The sequence below is a fragment of the Candidatus Persebacteraceae bacterium Df01 genome (genome assembly GCA_030386295.1).
GTDB classification, from domain to species: Bacteria; Pseudomonadota; Gammaproteobacteria; order Tethybacterales; family Persebacteraceae; genus Doriopsillibacter; species Doriopsillibacter californiensis.
This window is the reverse complement of sequence record JANQAO010000005.1, coordinates 1-21,577: the sequence shown is the minus strand read 5'-3', so window position 1 is coordinate 21,577 and position 21,577 is coordinate 1. Positions and strand designations below refer to the sequence as shown.

Annotated in this window: 17 protein-coding genes; 11 read left to right on the top strand and 6 right to left on the bottom strand. The window is 47.4% G+C overall.

Annotation, left to right across the window (positions count from 1 at the left end; all coding sequences use genetic code 11):
- Positions 1 to 19 precede the first annotated feature (19 nt).
- The 8 genes from miaB (at position 20) to NQX30_07505 (ending at position 8,819) form a co-directional block, all read left to right on the top strand.
- On the top strand, positions 20 to 1,348 hold the full coding sequence (gene miaB / locus NQX30_07540) for a tRNA (N6-isopentenyl adenosine(37)-C2)-methylthiotransferase MiaB (protein MDM5148208.1): 1,329 nt from the start codon (positions 20 to 22) through the stop codon (positions 1,346 to 1,348).
- Positions 1,348 to 2,271 (top strand): PhoH family protein, encoded by a 924-nt coding sequence (locus NQX30_07535; protein ID MDM5148207.1) that lies wholly within the window; start codon positions 1,348 to 1,350, stop codon positions 2,269 to 2,271. The genes miaB and NQX30_07535 overlap by 1 nt, the downstream gene beginning before the upstream one ends.
- A complete protein-coding gene (ybeY, locus tag NQX30_07530; GenBank protein MDM5148206.1) occupies positions 2,255 to 2,704 on the top strand; it encodes an rRNA maturation RNase YbeY in 450 nt (149 codons plus the stop codon). Before NQX30_07535 ends, ybeY begins: the two co-directional genes overlap by 17 nt.
- Positions 2,701 to 3,531, top strand: a complete 831-nt coding sequence (locus NQX30_07525) for a CBS domain-containing protein (GenBank protein ID MDM5148205.1) — start codon at positions 2,701 to 2,703, stop codon at positions 3,529 to 3,531. The genes ybeY and NQX30_07525 overlap by 4 nt, the downstream gene beginning before the upstream one ends.
- A 3-nt stretch (positions 3,532 to 3,534) precedes the next feature.
- The gene (gene lnt / locus NQX30_07520) at positions 3,535 to 4,998 is read left to right on the top strand and encodes an apolipoprotein N-acyltransferase (GenBank protein ID MDM5148204.1); all 1,464 of its coding nucleotides are present in this window, start codon (positions 3,535 to 3,537) and stop codon (positions 4,996 to 4,998) included.
- Positions 4,999 to 5,108: 110 nt separating this feature from the next.
- Complete coding sequence (locus NQX30_07515; GenBank protein ID MDM5148203.1) at positions 5,109 to 5,525, top strand: GFA family protein; 417 nt, start codon at positions 5,109 to 5,111, stop codon at positions 5,523 to 5,525.
- Between the two features lie 8 nt (positions 5,526 to 5,533).
- Complete coding sequence (locus NQX30_07510) at positions 5,534 to 5,863, top strand: tRNA-binding protein (protein ID MDM5148202.1); 330 nt, start codon at positions 5,534 to 5,536, stop codon at positions 5,861 to 5,863.
- 181 nt (positions 5,864 to 6,044) lie between these two features.
- On the top strand, positions 6,045 to 8,819 hold the full coding sequence (locus tag NQX30_07505; GenBank protein ID MDM5148201.1) for an LTA synthase family protein: 2,775 nt from the start codon (positions 6,045 to 6,047) through the stop codon (positions 8,817 to 8,819).
- Positions 8,820 to 8,863: 44 nt separating this feature from the next.
- On the opposite strand, the gene NQX30_07500 is transcribed toward NQX30_07505, so the two are convergent.
- The 3 genes from NQX30_07500 to NQX30_07490 all read right to left on the bottom strand — a co-directional run bounded on the left by NQX30_07500 (position 8,864) and on the right by NQX30_07490 (position 12,861).
- Complete coding sequence (locus NQX30_07500; GenBank protein MDM5148200.1) at positions 8,864 to 10,837, bottom strand: thioredoxin domain-containing protein; 1,974 nt, start codon at positions 10,835 to 10,837, stop codon at positions 8,864 to 8,866.
- Positions 10,838 to 10,881: 44 nt separating this feature from the next.
- Positions 10,882 to 11,652: an MOSC domain-containing protein gene (locus NQX30_07495; protein ID MDM5148199.1), complete on the bottom strand. Its 771-nt coding sequence runs from the start codon at positions 11,650 to 11,652 to the stop codon at positions 10,882 to 10,884.
- A gap of 177 nt (positions 11,653 to 11,829) precedes the next feature.
- Positions 11,830 to 12,861 carry a zinc ABC transporter substrate-binding protein gene (locus NQX30_07490; GenBank protein ID MDM5148198.1) on the bottom strand — a complete coding sequence of 344 codons (1,032 nt, stop codon included), beginning with the start codon at positions 12,859 to 12,861 and terminating at the stop codon, positions 11,830 to 11,832.
- Between the two features lie 125 nt (positions 12,862 to 12,986).
- Here NQX30_07490 and NQX30_07485 point away from each other — a divergent pair, with 125 nt between their 5' ends.
- The 3 genes from NQX30_07485 to NQX30_07475 are packed head-to-tail and all read left to right on the top strand — an operon-like array spanning position 12,987 to position 14,973.
- On the top strand, positions 12,987 to 13,436 hold the full coding sequence (locus tag NQX30_07485; protein MDM5148197.1) for a transcriptional repressor: 450 nt from the start codon (positions 12,987 to 12,989) through the stop codon (positions 13,434 to 13,436).
- Positions 13,437 to 13,444: 8 nt separating this feature from the next.
- Positions 13,445 to 14,185, top strand: coding sequence for an ATP-binding cassette domain-containing protein (locus tag NQX30_07480; GenBank protein ID MDM5148196.1), 741 nt, complete (start codon positions 13,445 to 13,447; stop codon positions 14,183 to 14,185).
- Positions 14,182 to 14,973, top strand: a complete 792-nt coding sequence (locus tag NQX30_07475) for a metal ABC transporter permease (protein MDM5148195.1) — start codon at positions 14,182 to 14,184, stop codon at positions 14,971 to 14,973. The genes NQX30_07480 and NQX30_07475 overlap by 4 nt, the downstream gene beginning before the upstream one ends.
- Positions 14,974 to 15,344: 371 nt before the next feature.
- On the opposite strand, the gene NQX30_07470 is transcribed toward NQX30_07475, so the two are convergent.
- The 3 genes from NQX30_07470 to NQX30_07460 all read right to left on the bottom strand — a co-directional run.
- Positions 15,345 to 15,713 (bottom strand): hypothetical protein, encoded by a 369-nt coding sequence (locus NQX30_07470; GenBank protein MDM5148194.1) that lies wholly within the window; start codon positions 15,711 to 15,713, stop codon positions 15,345 to 15,347.
- A 63-nt stretch (positions 15,714 to 15,776) separates the two neighbouring features.
- Positions 15,777 to 16,289, bottom strand: coding sequence for a hypothetical protein (locus NQX30_07465; GenBank protein ID MDM5148193.1), 513 nt, complete (start codon positions 16,287 to 16,289; stop codon positions 15,777 to 15,779).
- 101 nt (positions 16,290 to 16,390) lie between these two features.
- Positions 16,391 to 21,577 (bottom strand): hypothetical protein (locus NQX30_07460; protein ID MDM5148192.1); only part of this gene is annotated, 5,187 nt, incomplete at its 5' end.

Here is a 21,577-nt window from a genome sequence, read left to right as displayed (position 1 = left end):
ATTTGGTATATTTATAACTATGTCAACAGGAAAAATCTTTGTCCGAACTTTTGGCTGCCAGATGAACGCATACGATTCCAGTCGCATGACCGACGCCCTAGGCGGTAAAGAGGCAACGGTAGCAACGGCAGAAGAAGCCGATATTATTTTGTTTAATACTTGCTCGGTACGTGATAAAGCACAAGAAAAGGTGTTTTCCGACTTGGGACGCGTGTCCGCACTTAAAAAGAAAAACCCGAATTTACTCATCGGCGTTGGCGGTTGTGTCGCCAGCCAAGAAGGTGACAATATCGTACGGCGCGCACCGTTTGTGGACATGGTATTTGGCCCACAGACCATTCATCGGCTACCGCATCTCATCGCTGAACGTCGCCGTAGTGGTAAAGCGCAGGTGGATGTGTCTTTCCCTGAAATTGAAAAATTTGACAACCTGCCAGCACCGGAAGCCCATGGCCCAACCGCCTTTGTTTCTGTCATGGAAGGTTGTAGTAAATATTGCACTTTTTGTGTGGTGCCATACACTCGCGGCGAAGAAGTCTCCCGCCCGCTGGATTCGGTATTAGAAGAAGTATCTCTGTTGGCTCTTGCCGGTGTCCGAGAAGTTACCCTACTAGGGCAAAATGTTAACGCCTACCGAGCAGCAGACGAAGATGGCAGCATAGTGGATTTTGCTGCTTTGCTGGAGTGCGTTGCTGCAATTGATGGCATTGAACGGGTGCGCTTTACCACCTCGCACCCAGTAGAATTTTCCGACCGCCTGATTGACGCCTTTGCTCACTTAGACAAGCTTCCCAATTATTTACATTTACCCGTGCAATCCGGTTCTGATCGCATACTGGCAGCGATGAAACGCGGCTACACGGCTCTAGAATATAAAAGCATCATCCGCAAGGTACGTCAGGTACGACCCAACATCGCCATCTCTAGCGATTTTATTGTCGGTTTCCCGGGTGAAACCGCCGCCGATTTTGAAAAAACGATAGCGCTGGTTGAAGACATCGGTTTTGATTTTAGTTTCAGTTTTATATTTAGCTCACGTCCAGGAACGCTGGCGGCAAATATGACCGATGACACTCCTATGAGTGAAAAGAAAGCGCGCTTGCATCGTCTGCAAGAGATTTTAGAAGCCAGCGGACGGCGCATCAGTGACGCCATGGTCGGTAACGTAGAAACTGTACTAGTGGAAGGCTCTGCTAAAAAACACCACGGTGATATGCAAGGCCGCACTGCCAATAATCGCACGGTTAATTTCACTTCCGACGCCGACTGCGTTGGTCAGTTTGTACCAGTACGCATTACCGCAGCTACGCCACACGCCCTGCGCGGAGAACTTGCCACAACTAATTAATGAGCGAAACAGTTAATATTTCTTTTTCGCCCGCCGATAATAGACGGCTAACCAACTTATGCGGCGTCATGGACGGCAACATAGAACACATCGCGCGCGCCTTTGAAGTGGCAATTCGGCGACGTGGTGAACAATTTAACGTTCGTGGAAAATCAGCGCAGCAAGCTGCCGATACCCTGCAACAGTTGTACACACAAGCCGAACGCCATCTTGACTTAGTTGACGTACAGATTCATATGGCGCAAGAAAACGGACTTGTGCCCACTACTCCTACTTTCAAAAAAAGTACTCGGCGACTAGCACCAAAAACGGCGAGCCAAGCCGTATTTATGGACAAAATATTGAATCACAACGTGACACTATGCGCTGGTCCTGCCGGTACAGGAAAAACGCATGTCGCCGTTGCAGCGGCATTGCAGCGGCTATCTGACACCCCAGACACCAAACTGGTGCTCACCCGCCCAGCGGTTGAAGCCGGGGGCGAGCGCATCGGCTTTTTACCCGGTGACATGGAACAAAAAGTTAATCCTTATCTGCGCCCGCTCATTGATATTTTGCACTGCTTACTAGGCTATCAGGAAACCGAACGACACATAGCGCGTGGGCGCATTGAAATTATCCCGCTGGCATTTATGCGCGGTCTCACTATTGACAACGCTATCATTATTTTAGACGAAGCACAAAATACCACTGCAGCCCAGCTCAAAATGGCACTCACCCGTTTAGGAAATAACGGTCGCATGGTGATTACCGGCGACATTTCCCAAAGTGATTTGCCAACGGGCTGCGGTAGCGGGTTAGCCGATGCCATGAAGCGATTAAATAATATTTCGGGTATCGCCATGCACCGTTTTGAAGAATCAGATGTAGTGCGACATCCGTTAGTGCGAAAAATTCTACGCGCTTATGAAGAAAGGAACTAGCCTGTCAGTGTCGGTACAGTATGCCGACGACAGCGAGCCTCAACCTCGCTCGCGCGTGCGTTCACTCGTACGCGCCGCATTACCCGACGGTGGCGAAGTGGTGGTGCGCTTTGTCAGACAAACAGAAATGGCTACCCTCAATCATCAAACACGCGGCAAAACGGGAGCTACCAATATTCTATCTTTTGCCTATCCAAGCGTTGCCGACAACATTGTGCGTGGTGACATTGTGATTTGTCCGCAAATCGCCACGCGTGATGCTGTTCAATATCAAAAACCGCCGGCGCATCATTTAGCCCACCTTATCGTACACGGTGTTTTACATTTAGCCGGTTACCGCCATGACACGGCGACAACAGCGGCAAAAATGGAAGCGGCTGAACGAACGATTTTACAACGCTTTAACATCGCCGACCCCTATCTATTGCCATGAACGAAAACGCCCCAGTTTGGCGAAAGCAGCTACTACGGCTGTTTGGTACCAATCTCGAAAGTAAGCAGGCACTATTGGAACATCTGCGTAATTTGCAACACACCAACAATTTTTTTGACGAACGCGAAATGGAAATGATAGAGGGCGTACTCTCCATGGACAAATGGGAAATTCGCGACGTAATGATTGCCAAAAACGATATCGTTGGTCTGTCGGTTAATGACACTTACGAACGGGCGGTAGATGTAGTGCGCAAAAACGCACACTCACGCTACCCAGTATTTGAAAATGACGGCGATCATGTATGCGGCATTTTTCTAGCCAAAGATTTAATTCGTTATATCGGCGCACCTGAAAATTTTTCTTTGCGTCGTACCATGCGCAAACCGGTATTTGAGTCTGTCAGCCGACGTCTAGACACACTCTTAGAAGTATTTTTGAAACGACAATTACACATGGTGGTAGCCATTGACGAACATGAATTGCCGGCGGGTATTGTCACCATTGAAGATGTATTAGAAAAAATTGTCGGTGAAATTCAAGACGAATTTGATGATGAAGATGACGAGCCGGCAACTTCCACTCCCGACGGCGCCATAATTATTAAAGGCGCCATGTCAGTAGAAGAATTTAATGCGCAACTAAATGCAGATTTTCCCGAAGACGGTGCCGACACAATCGCCGGCTGGCTAGCCGCCGAGTTAGGACACTTACCAGCAGCAGGATATCGCCATACCACACACGGCTGGCTGTTTGAAGTAATAGAAGCTGACGACCGCCGTATTTATACACTCAAAGTCATCTCCGCCGACGTGCGCAACGAATAAGCCTTGCTGGTCAAAATAGCAACAGCCGCTACCGCCGGCATTGCTGGTGCGTTTTCTTTTGCACCAAACATGCATTGGTGGCTAATGCCGCCAGCGCTGGGTACATTGTTTTATCTAGTAAAAAAAAGTAACTCTGCATATGCCGCCGCTGTTAGTGGATTAGCATTTGGTTTTGCTTTTTTTGCCACCGGCTTATCGTGGATTTTTGAAGCGCTCAACGGCTATATCCAGCTGCCACTACCAGCAGCGACGGCAATAATGATATTGCTCTGTCTGGCACTCGCGCTGTATCCGGCAACGGCGGTTTATGCGGCGCGACGCATCGGTACAGGTGGCATGATAGGCGCGCTTACATTGTCTACCTGCTGGGGACTAGGTGAGTGGCTACGCGGACAGCTATTCACCGGTTTCCCGTGGCTGGCAATCGGTTATTCCCAAGTTCCGATTAGCCCGCTAACCGGCTGGTTGCCTGTCATAGGCATAAATGGCGTCAACGTACTACTAACGCTCACCGCCGCATTGCTAGCAACACTACCGACGCTATTACGCCGCCATCAAATAGCAACAATATTTATTATTATCGTCATCTTTGGTGGCGGGCAATTTTCCAGATCCATAAAATGGACACAACCGGCAGGCGAAATACGCATTTCTTTATTGCAGGGTAATGTAGCGCAAACATTGAAATGGCGGGACGGTGAAATAAAGCGTGCCATGATGGATTATTTGCGTTTGGCTAAGGAATCGGATGGACAACTCGTTATACTTCCAGAAACCGCCATTCCGATGCGGCAACGCGATATTCCAGTAGATTATTTGGAAGCGTTACGGCAAATCGCGGCAACGCGAAACGGCGTGGTGCTGTCCGGCATGTTTGTAGACGACGGTGGGCTGCACAACGCCGCCGTAGCGATTGAACCTACCGGAATCGGCAATGACTATCGTAAACGCCACCTCACACCATACGGTGAATATTTACCGTTTGCTTCTTTGTTAGCACCCATATTACTAGCCGCCGATATTCCTTACATGTCTTTACAGGCAGGCAACCAAAAATCCTCCTTATCTTTTCTTAATACTCACGCTGGCATTTCCATTTGTTACGAAGACGCCTTTGGTGATGAATGGCGCCACCAACTGCCGGAGGCGCGATTTTTAATTAATATTACAAACGACGGCTGGTTTGATGGTTCGGCAATGCTCGCTCAACACCGACAGTTGTCGCAGGCGCGTGCGGTGGAATTTGGTCGCTGGTTGGCACGCGCAACTAACACCGGCTCTACCGCCGTTATTGACCACAACGGACATATTGCCGCCACACTACCACTACAAAAACAAGGAACGCTCAATGCGACAATAATGCAAAGAACTGGCACCACACCTTATGTACAATTTGGCGATTGGCCGGTACTATTATTAATATTAGGATGGCTTGCCGCAGCAATTTGGCGAAAACTCGCACACTAACATCATCAATGTAGCAACCGTTACTCCAAGTACTTTACGATTGCGACAAAAAATTTGGCAACAATAAGCACACAACATACAATAACTAACATTATCAATTGGAGAATACTATGTCCGACTCAAATAATAATATTCATTATGGAGGTTGTCTCTGCGGTGCAGTCCGTTATACACTCAATGGCGCGCTACGCCCTATCAGTAACTGCCATTGCAAGCAATGCCGGCAATGGAGCGGACACTATGTCTCCGCCACCCGCCCCGCCGAAGGAATTGACATTAATGATCCGCAGGGCATGTTGAAATGGTATCAATCGTCTCCAACAGCAAAACGTGGATTTTGCGGGCAATGTGGCTCTTCCTTATTTTGGGATGGCGGCGGCTCTCCATCAGTCATGGCGGGAACAATGGATGACACCGGCACACTGACTGCGCGACAACATATTTTCACGGCGGACAAAGGAGCTTATTATAATATTGAGGACGACCTGCCTAAATATCCACAAAGCTCGCCACCGGACACGCGGTAATGTAGCAAATCTCATGGAATGAGTTTACTGCAATAGAATTACGCGTCGAGTGCATCGTGCGAGCAGAAGATTTTCCAAAGGCACAAAAACCAGCGTGCAAAGTATGGGCTGATTTTGGTGACACTATCGGCATTAAAAAATCCAGCGCCCAGATTACCGGCATTTACAACAAAGAATCGTTAATCGGCAAACAAATAATTGGCGTGGTGAATTTCCCGCCCAAACAAATTGCTGATTTCATGTCGGAATTTTTGCTCACCGGCTTTTATGATGCCGACGGCAATATTGTGCTTGCCATACCGGAATGCAAGGTACCGCTGGGGGAGAAACTATCCTGACGGCATTACTGCTACCGTCATTTTTATTGCATAACTACGAAACATCATTTCTGTATCGCACGATGTCGGAAAAACCTAACTGACGTTTCTTCTCGTAACCGCTACACCATGCTCCACCAAGAAATAAACACCTCATGGGACATATCAACATCATTTCAGTGGGTGCTTATAATACACTTTTATGTCGTTTCTTTCTTCAATAATTGCGGGTGGCGCCCGTCAATTGCGAGCATTGGCACCATTAGCGAATTTAACAATAATTTTTTTTCTGGTGGCACTGGCCGGACGGTTGTTGGTAATCAAAATGTTGTTTCCAGACTGGATGCTGTCGGTATCGGGTGTTACTGCCGATTTATTAGCAGCGGCGTTTGCAGCTGCCGTGTTATGCCTATTGCGCGCCGTATCGCCTCCGATAGCAGCTACCTGGTTATTGCTGTGGCTACTTTTGTCCGTGGCCAATGTGGAACATATTTATGCATTAAATGATGCCCTAAGGCTGGGAAACTTCCGTTTGGCGCTAGATGCCAATTTTGTCCGCGGTTCACTGCTGGCACCGCAAACGTGGCCATTCATTATTATTTCCGGATGCGGTGGCTGGTGGCTGTGGTGGAGTTTACGGCAAGCGTCATTTCGACCATTAACATTAGTATTGTGTGTACTGGTAGCTTTCTCTTCAGCGGCAATAAGCACACCATTGGCACTACGCGCCACCGAGTGGCGACACAGTAGTCCAATGGCGTTTATGCTTGCCAATACTGCCGCCGGCTGGCAGCAGCCCACAGCTACAGCGCCCAACACTGACACCAATATAGAAGATTTTTTTCGTCGTGATTTATCCGGCAAATCACTGGTCACTACTGCCAGCAAACCGCGCAACGTCTTACTAATAATTATGGAAGGCTTGACTGGCGCTTATCTAGCACAAAGCCGCAAAAGCACGGAGTTCACCTCACCACATTTAATGTCTCAATTTAGCAATATTGCCGATGATGCCATTACCGTACCTAATTTTGTTACACACGGCGCCGGCACTATTGGCGGACTGTATGCTATTTATTGCGGCGACTACAGCCAAACACCCGGCAATACAGAAAGCATCAAGCCGTTTCTCTTTCAAGAAATGACACAGGAGGCACGCCCTGTTTGTCTACCAGAAATTTTGAAGCAAGCAGGTTACGCAACATCATATTTGCAAGCTGCCGATTTGCTTTACATGAAAAAAAACACTTTCTTGCCTCTGACCGGTTTTGAGCACGTTGCCGGCAAGGGCGATTTTCCCGATGGTGATGGCAATTTTTGGGGATCCGATGATGGCGGCCTGTTTGCCGCCGCACTGGATGAAATTAACCGGTTGCACGCTGGCAAACGACCGTGGTTTATGTCTATGCTCACTGTTGGCACACACCATCCCTATATTGCGCCAGATTCTTATATAACTGCTGCTAATGGCGACCGCAAAGCTGCCTCCATCCAATATCTTGATGATATTATCGCGTCGTTTGTCGCTGAATTGCAAACCCGTGGCGTATTAGATGACACCTTGGTCATTTTTACTTCAGACGAATCGCACGGCGTTCCAGGCCATCCCTTTGGTGGTAATTGGGGGCTTTTTGCAGCATTAGGCGCTGGAATTTCTGGTCATACGCAAAGCGGCGTTTTTGGCCAGGTTGATATTGCGTTGTCGGTTCTGGATTATTTACAATTGACAAAAACCGAATTCGTTTTTTTAGGACGTAGCGTGTTCAGAGAAAACCCAACACCACGCCCAATGTTGTTTGGCAAGTTTTTTTCCGATTCGTCACGACGAATATATTTCTGTGCCGCCGATTATTGTGACCGCTATCAATCATCCGGCGATAACCTCTTTGCAAGTAGTTATCAATTATCCGCACTGTCAAGTACCGCCGCTGATCCGTTTGTAGCCAAAAAGCGAGCTCTGTTTGCGAGGGCAGGATTATTTTACGGACGTGGAGAAAATTCTGTCTTAGTGTTTGAGGAAAATATTAATTTACCTCTCGTCAAGCAACAAAATCAAACATGGCAATTACAGTTACCTGCCAAAACGCGAGTGAATGTTGCGTTGGAAGTTGAAAATACCGGTAGTGCACCCGCGCATTTTTATACGTTCTGGCTAGAAAACGGCAACATCCCGATAAAAATGCCGGACGTACGATTACCACCTGTACCCGCCGCATCCGGCATTTCACTTAATTACAGTTTTTATAACGCCAACGCGCGTAATATATTATTGGGATTAATCGGACTGCCTCACAAAAAGAAAACTCAAGCTAATCTGCGCCAAATTAAAGTGCAATCGTTACCATCAAATAATGAATCGTTTGACGTATCGCACTTTTCTTTGTGGTCTCATAAGAAACAAGAGGATGACAAAGGACGAGATATTTTTTCCAAAAACACTGTTTCCAGCAACGCCAACTCCACTAATCCGTATCTTATTGCCACACATCAAAGCAGCACCAAGGGTGACTCCTTTATCGCGCCAAAATATTATTTTGGTGAGCAGCTGGACTTTTCCAACAATGGTCCTTGGCATCACCGACTCGCCCTCGCCACCGATTGGCTGTATCCGGAGCCGTGGGGCATTTGGTCAAATGGCGAAAAGCCGGCATTAGTTGTCAAACTTGGCGACGTGGATACCGATGCCGAATACGAGATGCGTATCAAATTTTCGCCATATGTCAACCCGCCTATTTTAGATTCTCAAACACTAACATTTTTTGTCAATCAAAAGCGGCTAGGACAACAGACATATAACGAAAAAAAATATAACGACATTGGTGTTCGCATTCCCGGCCGATTGCTCAACGCCAATACACTTAATTCTTTTTCCATCGGGGTACAAACACCGTTCAATCCATCTAAATACAATGCCGGCGACGGTTTTGCTCATTTGGGGGTCGGCATTGTTAATTTCCAACTATCGCGCGTCAATTAAATACGATTTTATTGGGTTTTATTACGCTCTTTATTAAATTTAATTCACTCGTTCAACAGAGTCTTTAATTCATCCCAATCATCAACTGGCAGACGACAGGCAAATTGTTCGCACACATAAGCACGCACGCCGATTTCCGGTACTGGCTTATGCAAGCATTTCGGCAAGCCGTCTGTTGATAGCGGCAAAATAAAAATAATCAAGTCGGGATTGTATTCATTTTCTAATTCGTTACGCCAACGCGCACAAACGGCGGCTTCGCCAGTTAAAAACACCACTGTAGGTGGCGTTAAATACATTCGCAAAGCCGTTAACAAAGAAGCACATCCCGCAGGTTGTCGTTCCATAGCACCATAAAATGCCAACAGTGCGCGCTCTCCCATTGTTGCCCATTGCGGCTCGCCAGTCAACCATGACAATATTGACAGTGCACGTACTGCCACGCCATTGCCGCAGGGAATGGCGTTGTCATCCACTGGCTTGAGGCGACGAATTAGTATTTCACCATCTACCGGCGTAAAGAAAAAACCGCCCACATCCACATCTTCAAAATGCGTTTGCAATTCTGCCGCCATATCGCAGGCAAACGTCAACACCGCCGGAGAAAATTCCGCCCGCAACAACTCCAATGCCGCATCCAACAAAAACACACAGTCGTCCAAAAATACAGAGTCGCCACACTGCCCTTCCCGCCAGACTGCTCGCAGCCGTCCATTTACCATCATTTCTCGGTGGATAAACGCCAACGCCTCACTTGCCGCCAAAATCCAATCTGGTCGCTGCATTAACCGTCCGGCACGTGCCAGCCCGCGAATAAGCAACCCATTCCATGCTGCCAGAATTTTGTCATCCGTCGCTGGGCGCACTCGCAAAGTGCGCGCTTCAAATAATTTACGCATCGCCGATTCAATTTGCATGTCACAGGCAATGGATGCTATTTTCAACGCCGCTGCCGTTTGCGCCACCGTCTGCCGCCGCGCCAAGTGCCACAGTCCTTCAAAATTCGCTCCTGCTGCCAAACCAAAGTGTGATGAAAAAGCAGCATATTCCGCCGCGGTCAAACGCTTTTCAATATCCGTTAGTTCCCAAGCATAAAACGTTCCCTCACCACCTTCCGAGTCCGCATCCAGTGATGAATAAAACCCGCCACCACGGTGTTGCATTTCACGTAACACCCACTGCGCCACTCCCGTCGCCGCTGTGGCCAATGCGGGTAAAGAAAAAGCACGGGCGCCATCAGCAAACAATGCCAACAGCAATCCGTTGTCGTATAGCATTTTTTCAAAATGCGGTATCGCCCAGCAATCGTCTACACTATACCGAAAAAAACCACCGCCAAGATGATCGCACATACCGCCTGCTGCAATTTTCTCCAATGACAATCGAACACCGGACAGCACAAACTCGTCTCCGGTTCTGATACCCTCCTCTAAACAAAATGCCAACTCAACTGGATGCGGAAACTTTGGTGCACCTTTAAACCCACCATTGTCACGGTCAAACATATCGGAAAATGCCGCGGCAGCCGCAGCCAACGGTCGCGCACTCATTTCACCATCCACCGGTGGATGCGAGTCTATATTTCGCAATAAAGGCAGAACTTGTGCATTTTGTTTATTAATATCATCACGCCTATCACGCCAAGCCACGCTCACTTTTTGCATAACCTCGGTAAATGATGGTAGACCACGCCCACTGTTTTTCGGAAAATAAGTACCACCAAAAAATGGCTCGCCAGTAGGCGCCAAAAATATCGTAAGCGGCCAGCCACCGGCACGACGGGTAAACACATAATGCGCTGCTTGATAAATGCGATCAATATCGGGACGCTCCTCTCGGTCCACTTTAATATTGATGAAATACCTGTTCATCAATGCCGCCGTTTCCTCATCTTCAAAAGACTCGTGCGCCATCACGTGACACCAGTGGCAGGCTGCATAACCTACCGACAACAAAATTGGCTTATCCTCATTCCGCGCCAATACCAGTGCCTCATTATTCCAAGGCTGCCAATGCACCGGATTATCCGCATGCTGCCGCAAATATGGACTGAGGGCGCTGGCTAGCTGGTTTGCGATCGTACCACTTCCATACTAGTAGCGATTTCGCCGCCGGTGAGCACCGCCGCCTCCACTCCCATTTCATTGCGTCCGTATTCTTGTAATAATTGTGCCGGAACATTCATGTCACGTTCCGCCGTTTGCGGGTTAACCCGTGTTGCCGCACACCGCTCCACACCGTCTCCTAACTGTAGCTGCACATCACCAACATGCATGACACCACCTCCCATTTCTTTCCATGCCGTCATGCCACGCACTTCAATATTGGCACGAAAACGCTGACATGACACTGGCACACCCTGTTTAGTAGAAAAATCTGCAACGCTGGATTCGTTGAGCAGGGTTAAGACAACATCTTTTTTATCCCATATCGACCAATTTTGGTAATCCGTTAATTGCAATGCAGGCTCAAATAAGAAGTCCTGCAAAAAACCATCAATATTGGCGCGTTCATCTGGCACTTGCGGATGCCCGCACACTCGCATTTCATTCTTTTCATAAATGGACAGCAGCGGCGCACCATTATCATCAACCACACTGCAGCGTAGTAACGCCATGCGTTCAGCTTTTTTGAGCGTCAACCCATAATTCCAAGGTCGCCACTTGTCGTTGCCATTCAACAACGGCGCCGTATCCGCAGTTGCTAACAGCCAGCGACGATCATATACGATACCTCGCCCCGACGATAGTATCGTTGTTGTCAGTGATTCTCCAGCTAATCCTTTGATTGGATAACGCCAAATATTTGAAACGACAACTTTTTGCTCAACCACAATGTTCGAATTGTAAGAAGAAAATATTTGTGTGTCAACTCATCATTTATAAAATTATCTAATATTGTCCTTGCCATACTTGCTATGAGCATAATCCAAAATTGCAATTTTTAGAACTGTTTCTAAGTTACTTATCATCGGACAACTACGACCTACGACATAGCATGAATAAGACAGCTAGTTTTTAGCGTGATGTAGACAATCAACAAACGTTTTTCCCATTTGTAATAACAATTCAAAATATAGTGCCTTACCAATTTCCAATTGCGCTCCCAACGGATCTAATACGCCAAATTTCATCCTCTCCCCCTCGCCAGCTACACTTATCAAAGCATTGGAAAATTGAGCCTCACCAAACACACACACTACCTCATTTTTTTGAATACTGTGTCGCAATTTACTCATCTGTTTAACTGAAGGCGTCTGTCCTTCAGCGGTAATAGCACCGATATTGTGCAATCCATAGCGCCGCTCAAAGTATTGATAAGCATCGTGAAACACCACAAAAGGCCGTCCTTGCGCCCCCACAAGCATATCCGCCAACAGTGAGTCTAACGACGTCAATCGCGCTTCCAAACGGCGTGCATTAGCTGCATAAACGGTAGCGTTAGGTGAGTCAATAATTGACAGCTCTCGTGCCATCAAGCGAACAATCTGCTTCGCGTTTTCTGTATCTAACCAAATGTGCCAATCATATTTACCATGATCATCATGCATATTTTCACTATGTTCATCATGGGCATCATGTTCATCTACCTCGTGATCATGTTTATCATGGGTATTGTGTTCATGCTCGTTATTACTCGTTTTACGCATAGACAATAAAGAAATTTCGGCCTCTTGAACCACTGCAACCGTGCGCATAGACTTCGGCATTACGTTGAGTATCGCTGGCAGAAAAGTTTCAAAGTTTTCCGCATCTATATAAAATACAACTGTCGCCTCACGCATAATGGACAAATCCGACGGCCGTAATGATGCATGATGTGGTGATGCCGATGCCGGTAGCAGAAGGCTCGCCTTACCCACATCACCCATGACTCCCTGCAACAACGAATGCAACGGCGCAATGGAAGCTACGGCTTTGATTGGCGGTGATGCCCAAGTCTTACCGACAAAAAATAATACCGCGCAGACAAACACAATTCGAAAAGCAAACAACGCCAATATTCGCCTGCTGTTAGTAAAGAAATATAAAAAACTATTCATCATATTTATTGTTTATGTTATGTTATAAAGTATCAATTATACTCAAAAACAAAAGCGCCATCATCTATAACTGGTTATTATTAATATGTTATAATGTAACTATTGTGAATTTAATTACGTCCTTAATGAATCCTCGTCATAATCACAAACAATGCATCAATCGAGCGTTACAAGAAGCGGAAACGCTATGCCATCGTCAAGCGCTACAATTCACCGCTCTACGGCGACAAGTGCTCAAAATTGTGTGGGAAAGCCACCGCCCACAAAAAGCTTATGACATTCTAAAAAAAATCAGCGGCAATGCCAAACCGCCAACCGTCTATAGGGCGCTGAATTTTTTGCAAACTGCTGGACTCGCTCACAAACTCAACAGCCAAAAAACCTATGTCGGTTGCTCACACCCATTAACCAAACCACACTGCTGTCACTTTCTTATCTGCACTAAATGCGGACAGTATGCCGAATGCTGCGATTCCGCACTCACACGTGCAATCAGGCGCGTCACCGACAAAAACAATTTTTCACAAATCCAAACCACCATAGAAATTGAAGGCGTTTGCGCCCGTTGTACCTGATAATTTTGATGTTGCCACCACCCGATACACTTATTTGCGCTGATAATATTTCATTTAGTCGCGGCGGCGTTAATATTCTCAATCATGTATCAGTCACCGTTAATCGACATGATTTCATCACCATAATAGGACCCAACGGCGCCGGAAAATCCACATTATTAAAATGTTTGGCCGGTCTCACTAATCCTAACTCAGGAACCGTTAACCGAATAAAACCGCTCAAAATCGGCTATGTACCACAACGGCTGATGGTAGACAGAGCTATGCCGATTACCACGCGGCATTTCATCACTCTACACAAACGCGCAACAGCAGATGATATTGAGCGCACAACGATGGAAACCGGCATTCAACATATTTTGAATCAGCCGCTACAATCTTTGTCCAGCGGCGAACTGCAGCGAGCACTGATGACGCGAGCTCTACTCAACACACCTGACTTGTTAATATTGGATGAACCAGCACAAAACTTGGATGTCGCCGGCCAGTTGGCTTTTTACAAACTGTTAGAAAAAATCTATCACGACTGGCATATTGCTATTCTCATGGTATCGCATGATTTACATTTGGTAATGTCTTGTACTCGGCGAGTACTGTGTTTGTATCATCACGTCTGCTGCAGCGGCGAGCCGCAAACCATAACTCAAGACCCAGAATTTGTCTCACTCTTTGGCGCTGACATGGCACACATGATGGCCGTTTATCATCACACACACAACCATCGCCACGATAATCATCCGTCCACATGACAGAAGCTTTCATTCTTCGTGCACTAGCCGCAGGTATCGGAGTAGCAGTAATCGCTGGGGTACTCGGCTGCTTTGTGGTCTGGCGTCGCATGGCATATTTTGGCGACTCTCTCTCACACAGCGCCTTACTCGGTGTAGCTCTGGGATTGATAACCGGTGTGGGCAGCACAATCGGTGTGGTAGCAGTATGCGCAATTTTTTCTGGGCTACTGGTGTGGTTGCGCCAACAGCGCACACTAGCCGCCGACACGCTACTTGGCGTCCTAGCGCATTCAGCACTGGCTGCAGGAATCATGGCATTCAGTTTTTTTGACGGTCCACCTGTACGCTTATACGGCTATCTTTTTGGTGACATTCTTGTTGTCAGCAACAACCAACTGTTGTGGGTGTATGCAGGCGGCATCGCCGTTCTTACATTGCTCATTGCCAACTGGCAAATGCTTACTCTGACCGCTATTCACGAAGATTTAGCTGCATCCGAAGGAATAAACCCGCTACACGCTAATTTATTATTAATGCTGCTGATGACGATAGTAGTGGCAATTTCCATTCGCATTGTCGGCGCTTTACTTATTACTTCGTTGTTAATCATTCCAGCGGCAACGGCACGACAATTCGCAAAATCGCCAACAAGCATGGCTGCGATAGCAGCGGCGGTAGGAGTGCTAGCAGTTATTGGCGGTTTAACCATGTCGCTGCACATTGACACTCCCGCGGGTCCTTCTATTGTGAGTGCTGCGGCGCTAATGTTCGCCGTTACCTTTCCTCTATCACAACGAAGTCAATAAAAAATAGCCTTGCCATCTGGTGACGAAAAAATACTTCAATGCTGAGTTAGCAAATTTTGTCTTAGTAAGGTTTAGCAAGCACAATGCCAATTGCTCATAATCTATTCAAATCAAATTTTACAGAAACATCACGGCCAACTTTTTTTAAGGGTCTATATCAAACACAATTTCGCTGCTGCGCTGCCTGTCCAGCAAATCAGAAAGCGATTGCGTATTTACATAAATTTAACTACTCCAACTGTCACCTGTTTGTGTAATATCTATAAAATCTGTCGAACCGAAACCATCTCCTCCCATAATATACAGATTGCCGCCAAATGATAGGACATTCATCGGCGGGTTAATAATGTATGGCATGTGAGCGGCCACACTTACCCAGCTTGCTCCCCCGCCCGCTGAACGCCATACGATATCCGTTCCACCTTGCACACCTTGAATAAAATACAATCCGCCCCATGGGCTGCTACAAGTCTTGGGGGACCCAAACGAAAGCCATTTTCACGACCGAAATCGTCAGGTTGCTCAGCAATCAATTCACTTTGGTCTACCTGTGTCCAAGTTCTACCATCAGTTGACCACCACAAGTCATCTACCAAAGCACCGATTACCATATCAAAATCATTATCCGCAGCACCGGAGAAAGCTCCATTGCTTGCGTACTTTATCCCGCCCATAATGTACATCGTGCCGTTAAGAAATACCGCACCAAAATTCCCTCGGCGCAAAAACTCATGACTCATTGCTGTTTCCGTCACGCCAGTGGCCCTGCGCTTGCCGATTAATTCCGTCCGCTGGACGCATAATTATAGTGTTCCGTTAAGTACCGCGCCTTCCATACCTGCGCGAGATGCCACAGCAGTATCGGAAGTTTGTATCCAGTTCGTGCCTAAGGCATCTGAAGAACGAGTAATTCTGTCGATATAATCATTACCTGAATTGCCGGACAAACCGCCCACAACAACCACGCTTCCCTCATGATAAAAGCTAGCTCCTGCCCGAAAACTCGAAAAAGCATTATCTTGTTCCACCCAAATCGTGCCATTGGTTGACCAACGATTACGTCCTGGGCTACTCGCGCCGCCAAGCAATAACATTCGCGCCCTGTCGGGCACATCTATCATCACCGTAACAACATTGTACGAACCGGAATTCGGATAACGCCCATCATCCAAAGTCAGCACCAATGTGTGTGTTGTCGGAATGGTTTGTAACGCCGTAACCGAAATCACACCGCCACTACCAACAGCAAATTGCGGGTGTGAGCCACGCACTAAATATGAATCGTTGCTACCACCTTTCAGAGTCAGTGTCAGCACGGCACCGTCTCTGTTGCCCAAAATAGATTCCCTTATCGTTGAAGAAGCATATTATCCAGCTTCACCATTGATAGTGTACCCACAGCCAAAGGAGCTCCCGGCTAGTAGGGATCATACAACACCGGTATCATATCAAGTCCTATTTTGTTAAAAGTAGCAACGCCAGTTTCTAAATTAAACGCTGTTGAAGTTAGTTCTCTCCACGTAGTGCCATCTTCATTCAAAACAAAAACAATCCCGCGGCTGCTCTCACTAATCGCCGCAACCACGTACAATGAGCCAGCAAGTGAAAATGCCGACGCCCATCTCACCCCATCAGTACCTAAATCACCCAGCTCTTCCCATTCCGCTCCGTCATCTGAGCGCCATGCCTTATTACTAGCACCGCTATTACTACTTGGATCCCCTGCCATCATATACAAAAAGCCGTTGTGCGATGCCACAGCCGGGTAGTAACCCGTTTCTGCCGGTAGCGCTGTCGTAACTTGATTCCACACAGTGCCGTTAGTGGATGACCACACATCTTGGTTCTGATCCCCGCCAATAATGAATAAAGTGTTGTTGTGTTCCACCATGGCATGGTAGCCCCGTTCAAGGAAGTCTTGATTTATTCCCGTTGTGGGGGTTGTTGCACCTTGCTCATAAGCCTCTACTGTCAGAGTCGTCCAATTAACTCCGTCAGTCGAAGATTTTATATTATTGTTATCACTGTTCAATTCACCACCAGAAAAATATAGTGTTCCGTTAAGTATCGCGCCTTTCATACCTGCGCGAGATGCCACAGCAGTATCGGGAGTTTGTATCCAGTTCGTGCCGAAGGAATCTGGAGAACGAGCAATGCTGTTGATATAAGCATCACTTGAACCTTCGACCAAACCGCCCACAAGAATCACGCTTCCCTCATGATGAAAGCCAACTCCTGCCCGCATACCCGAAAAAGCAAGATGTCGTTCCACCCAAACCTTGCCATTGGCTGACCAACGATTACGACCTGAGCTCTTCGCGCCGCCATGCAATAACATTCGCGCCCTGTCGGGCACATCTACTGTCACCGTGACAATACTATCCAAAACAGTATCCGGATGCCCCGCATCTTGCAACGTCAGCACTAACGTGTGCGTTGTCGTAATGGTTTGTAACGCCGTAACCGAAATCACAACGCCACTCATAGCAAATTGCGAGTGTGAACCCAAAACTCGATAATTTCCACGGGTGCTGCCGCCGCTCAACTCCAGTGTAAACGCAGCACCATCTTCTTCACCCAAAATGTGTGCAGTAACAATATTGGAGCTTTCCAAATTCACTGGCGGCGTTGACGAAAACAACGGTCCCGATTTGGTAACGTAAGGATCGTATATTATTGGTATACCCAAATCACCCAAATCGCCCAAATCATCTGTGCCTGATGGTACCGAAGATATTGTTAATTCTCTCCACTCATCATTAGCCTCTAGTACAAATACATGGCCGCTGTTTGTACTCCCATCAGTACCCACTACATACAAACTACCGCCGCGTACATAACCATGCGGCGATGTTATATCAGAGGGTAGTGCCGAATATGAAGACCAAGACGCTCCATCATTTGAAACCCACACCTGTGACGTTTCATTTTCATGGTCACTGTCATCACCCCCTATCAAATACAAACTATCGGCGTATGACACCACATCCATGTTTATCCCCGTACCAGATGGCAACGAAGTCGCTACTTGAACCCAGTTGATCCCATCACTAGAACGCCATACATTACGATTGCCACTGTCTACTCCCCCAATCATATAAATACTGCCGTTGTGTACGGCGACCGCATGATATTGGCGATCAAATGCTGCATCGGTAATGCCACTTACAGTCAATTTTGTCCAATCGGTGCCGTTGGTAGAACGATATACTCCACTGTCATTAGAAGTAGAACCAAACAGGTATGCCACATTATTAATAACCTCGGCCTCAAATCCAGAGCTTGTATCCAGAGCACCAGGAAGTGAGCCGCTCGTCCATGAAACACCGCTGTCAGAAGAATATTGGTATTTACCCACATCATCCAAATACGACGCAATAAACAACGTGTCGTTAAGAACAAAACCAGCGCCGTCTCGGGCAGCTGACTCACCGGTATCTAACGCTTCATCCTGCTTTATCCAAATGCTACCATTGGTAGACCAGCGTACATCTCTTTGGCTTTCAGATATATCAGATCCCACCAAAATCATCCGCACCTCATCCGGTATCTCAAAAAATACCGAAACGATAATATCGCCAGGAATTTTCGTATCTTGTACAGTTAGCACTGCCGTATGCGTTCCCGTTATTGTTACCAACGCCGTCAATGACATCACACCGTTATTGTCAACACCAAAAAGCGAACTATCTTCGGAGATTGCATAATCACCACTGCCGCCAATTACTGACACCGTTACAAAAAGACCTTCCGTCTCACCTAATATATTTGCCTCCACTGCTACTAACAAATCATTTGCATTGAGAACTGCCAGTTGTTGCGGATTCAAAATCAAAGTCACCGTAGCCGGCGACGTGACAAAATTATTATCCACAAGTGTCAACACAATACTGTGAGTCTCACTCCCTGTTTGCATCATTACTACAGAAATAACTCCGTCGCTGCCAATGTCGAATTGCGGATGTTCGCCCGACACACTATAAGGACCGCCGCCGCCGCCGCCGAGCGTTAGCGTCAATATGGCAACATTATTTAGTCCTTCAAGTGAAATCATAATGCCGTTATCGCTTATCAGTGACACTAGAGGCAATAAGTTAACCTCCACTGTCGTCTCTGTATTTGCATGGTTTGCATCCGCTATCGTCAGCATTAGTGTTTGCGTAAGCGCAGACGGTGTCACTGCTATTGTCAGTACTCCCTCGCTACCAATCAAACTCTGCACAGTTGCACCCGTCTGCACATACGGGCCACCACGGCCACCACTCACTGATAGCGTCAACACTACCTCACCACTTAGCGGCACGATAAACAGGCTATTCGCCACCGTAACCGCTGACGGAGAAGTCAGTGTTGCTTCTTGCTCATTTAGTAAATACACCGCTTCATTGCCAAAAGCAACATCCGACAATTCGTATCCCGCCACTGCCGTTACCCTAATCCAACTGCCATCTGCTGCCATGGCGTTCACTCTTGCCACTGTATTGCTGTCACGCCCCATCGCATACAGTGTTCCATTGAATGACAGCGCACTGTGAGCATACAAGCTATCAACCATTGCCGGACTCTCTGTCCAGCTCACTCCGTCAGATGAACTCCACACCATGTCGTTAGCCTCGTCGATATCACTGCTACTGCCGCCAATCAGATATAACAAACCATTGTGAGATACCAATTGAGAATTCGCCCCTGTCCCAGCGGGGATGCTTGTTGCTATCTGCCTCCACACCGCACCGTTTGTTGATGCCCACATATCCTCATACACCGCCGCTGAGCCAGTACTAGCATTGCCACCAAAAAGGAACATCGTTCCATTGTGCGTCGCCGCGCCATAGTTCTCACGCTCCAAGAAACTTAATGACACTGCCGACGATGAACCCGACACTCCATCTGCCGCAGCCGTCAGTATTGTCCACGTCAGACCGTCTGTGGAAAAGGCCACGTTTGCATCCGACGAGTCCTCTCCACCCGCAATGTACATCGTCCCATTTAACACCCACCCCTCGTGACCGTGCCGCGTTACCGGGTCAGTTTCATCGTATTGTGTCGCCTGCTGGATCCAGTCGTTGTCGCCTGAAAAATAATCTAGCCACCCCGAGTTCCTAGTGTTTGTCCAGCCGCCAATAACGAATACTGTCCCGCCACTGCTAAGTGCCGCCGGGCGCGCTTTATTATCAGTCAGCACATTAGACGACAACCACACGCTGCCATTCGTTGACCAACGCACGTTATCTCTTATGCCGTCTATATCGCCGCCAATGATTAACATCCGATCTCTGTCCGGCACCTCCAATTTCAAAGTGATTGTCCTTTTTAAAGCATCACTCGAATAAGCCAGATCCGCCAACGTAAGCACAATATCGTGCGTAAGCACCAACGATTGTGCGACCGTTACTTCTACCACGCCGGTAGTTGCGTTTATTGTGAATTGTGAATGTACACCCGACACGCTGTAGTTACCGCTACCGCCAATCGGTGACAATGACGCTGCTATCACATTCACATCACCCAATATTGTCGCCGTCAGAGTGTGTGCTGGCAGGTCTGGTCGTCCCAACACGGTAATAAATACTTCACTTGTTACCGTCACATCAGTCTGCGTATCTTTAGTTTGCACTGTCACCGTCAGTGTCTGTGGCGATTGTCCTACTGTTAATGATACCTTCGCCAATTGACTTTGAGCATCTATCACCGTAAAGAGCGTTGTTGACACTACCTCGTGTTCATAATTACCACTGCCACCAATGGCCGAAAGTGTCACTACCACTGAGACCTCGTTCTCCACCACCGGTACCGTAGCCACTGTGTGCGTCAATTGCGAGAATATTTCTATCGTCACCGCCGCTACCGCAGTTACCGGAAACGAAAATGTATCTTCCGTTTGTACCGTCACTATCAGCGTCGTTGGTCCAGATACAGTTCCCGTTAAGGATATAGTCACTAAACTCATCTGCACAGTCCCGGCAGTAAATAATGAATTCAACACAGTGTGTTGATATATTTCGTTTCCTCCCGTCGCTGTCAACGTCAGTACTGCACCCGTGTATTGGTGTCGCAATTGCACTAAATTAATTGGTTGAGAAAAACTTACTGTTGGCAATACATAAATGGTTATCTCTGATGTCGCCGTCACTGGCGGTATCGCTCCGTCTAAAACCTCAATCGTCAACGCTAACGTACTCGGCGATGATGTTCCTACACTCAATATCGTTAGTAATACATCTTCACCGACTACCGTTCCGGCAAAATTCGTTTCATCAGATAGCAACACCGAATAATTTCCTGCACCACCTGATGCAGTCAATACCGTCAACTCTCCTTCATAACTGTTACCAACCGTCAACTCAGCTGAATTTCCACCAATGTCAACGTTATCCAATACCGTTACCAAAAATTCATAAGACGCACTGTCATCTCCCAAAACATCTGAAGGTAAGAATACTTCTATCGTTCCCGTTAGTGTCGCTGGTCCTGCTACCGCAATCGTCAGCAATATCTCTCCATCTGCAGCTACCGTAAACAGAGGACTATCTACTGTCAGTTGGTTTGATCCTAATTCTCCACCGCTGATTGACGCAAAGCCTACCGATCCCGTTTGACGATGTGA

What these genes read in the sequence shown, in the direction of transcription:
- NQX30_07515 (MDM5148203.1), top strand. Translation starts at nt 5,109, where the DNA reads ATGTCCGACTCAAATAATAATATTCATTATGGAGGTTGTCTCTGCGGT.
- NQX30_07535 (MDM5148207.1), top strand. Translation starts at nt 1,348, where the DNA reads ATGAGCGAAACAGTTAATATTTCTTTTTCGCCCGCCGATAATAGACGG.
- NQX30_07475 (MDM5148195.1), top strand. Translation starts at nt 14,182, where the DNA reads ATGACAGAAGCTTTCATTCTTCGTGCACTAGCCGCAGGTATCGGAGTA.
- miaB (MDM5148208.1), top strand. Translation starts at nt 20, where the DNA reads ATGTCAACAGGAAAAATCTTTGTCCGAACTTTTGGCTGCCAGATGAAC.
- NQX30_07525 (MDM5148205.1), top strand. Translation starts at nt 2,701, where the DNA reads ATGAACGAAAACGCCCCAGTTTGGCGAAAGCAGCTACTACGGCTGTTT.
- NQX30_07490 (MDM5148198.1), bottom strand. Translation starts at nt 12,861, where the DNA reads ATGAATAGTTTTTTATATTTCTTTACTAACAGCAGGCGAATATTGGCG.
- NQX30_07505 (MDM5148201.1), top strand. Translation starts at nt 6,045, where the DNA reads ATGTCGTTTCTTTCTTCAATAATTGCGGGTGGCGCCCGTCAATTGCGA.
- NQX30_07485 (MDM5148197.1), top strand. Translation starts at nt 12,987, where the DNA reads ATGAATCCTCGTCATAATCACAAACAATGCATCAATCGAGCGTTACAA.
- NQX30_07470 (MDM5148194.1), bottom strand. Translation starts at nt 15,713, where the DNA reads ATGAGTCATGAGTTTTTGCGCCGAGGGAATTTTGGTGCGGTATTTCTT.
- ybeY (MDM5148206.1), top strand. Translation starts at nt 2,255, where the DNA reads ATGAAGAAAGGAACTAGCCTGTCAGTGTCGGTACAGTATGCCGACGAC.
- NQX30_07480 (MDM5148196.1), top strand. Translation starts at nt 13,445, where the DNA reads ATGTTGCCACCACCCGATACACTTATTTGCGCTGATAATATTTCATTT.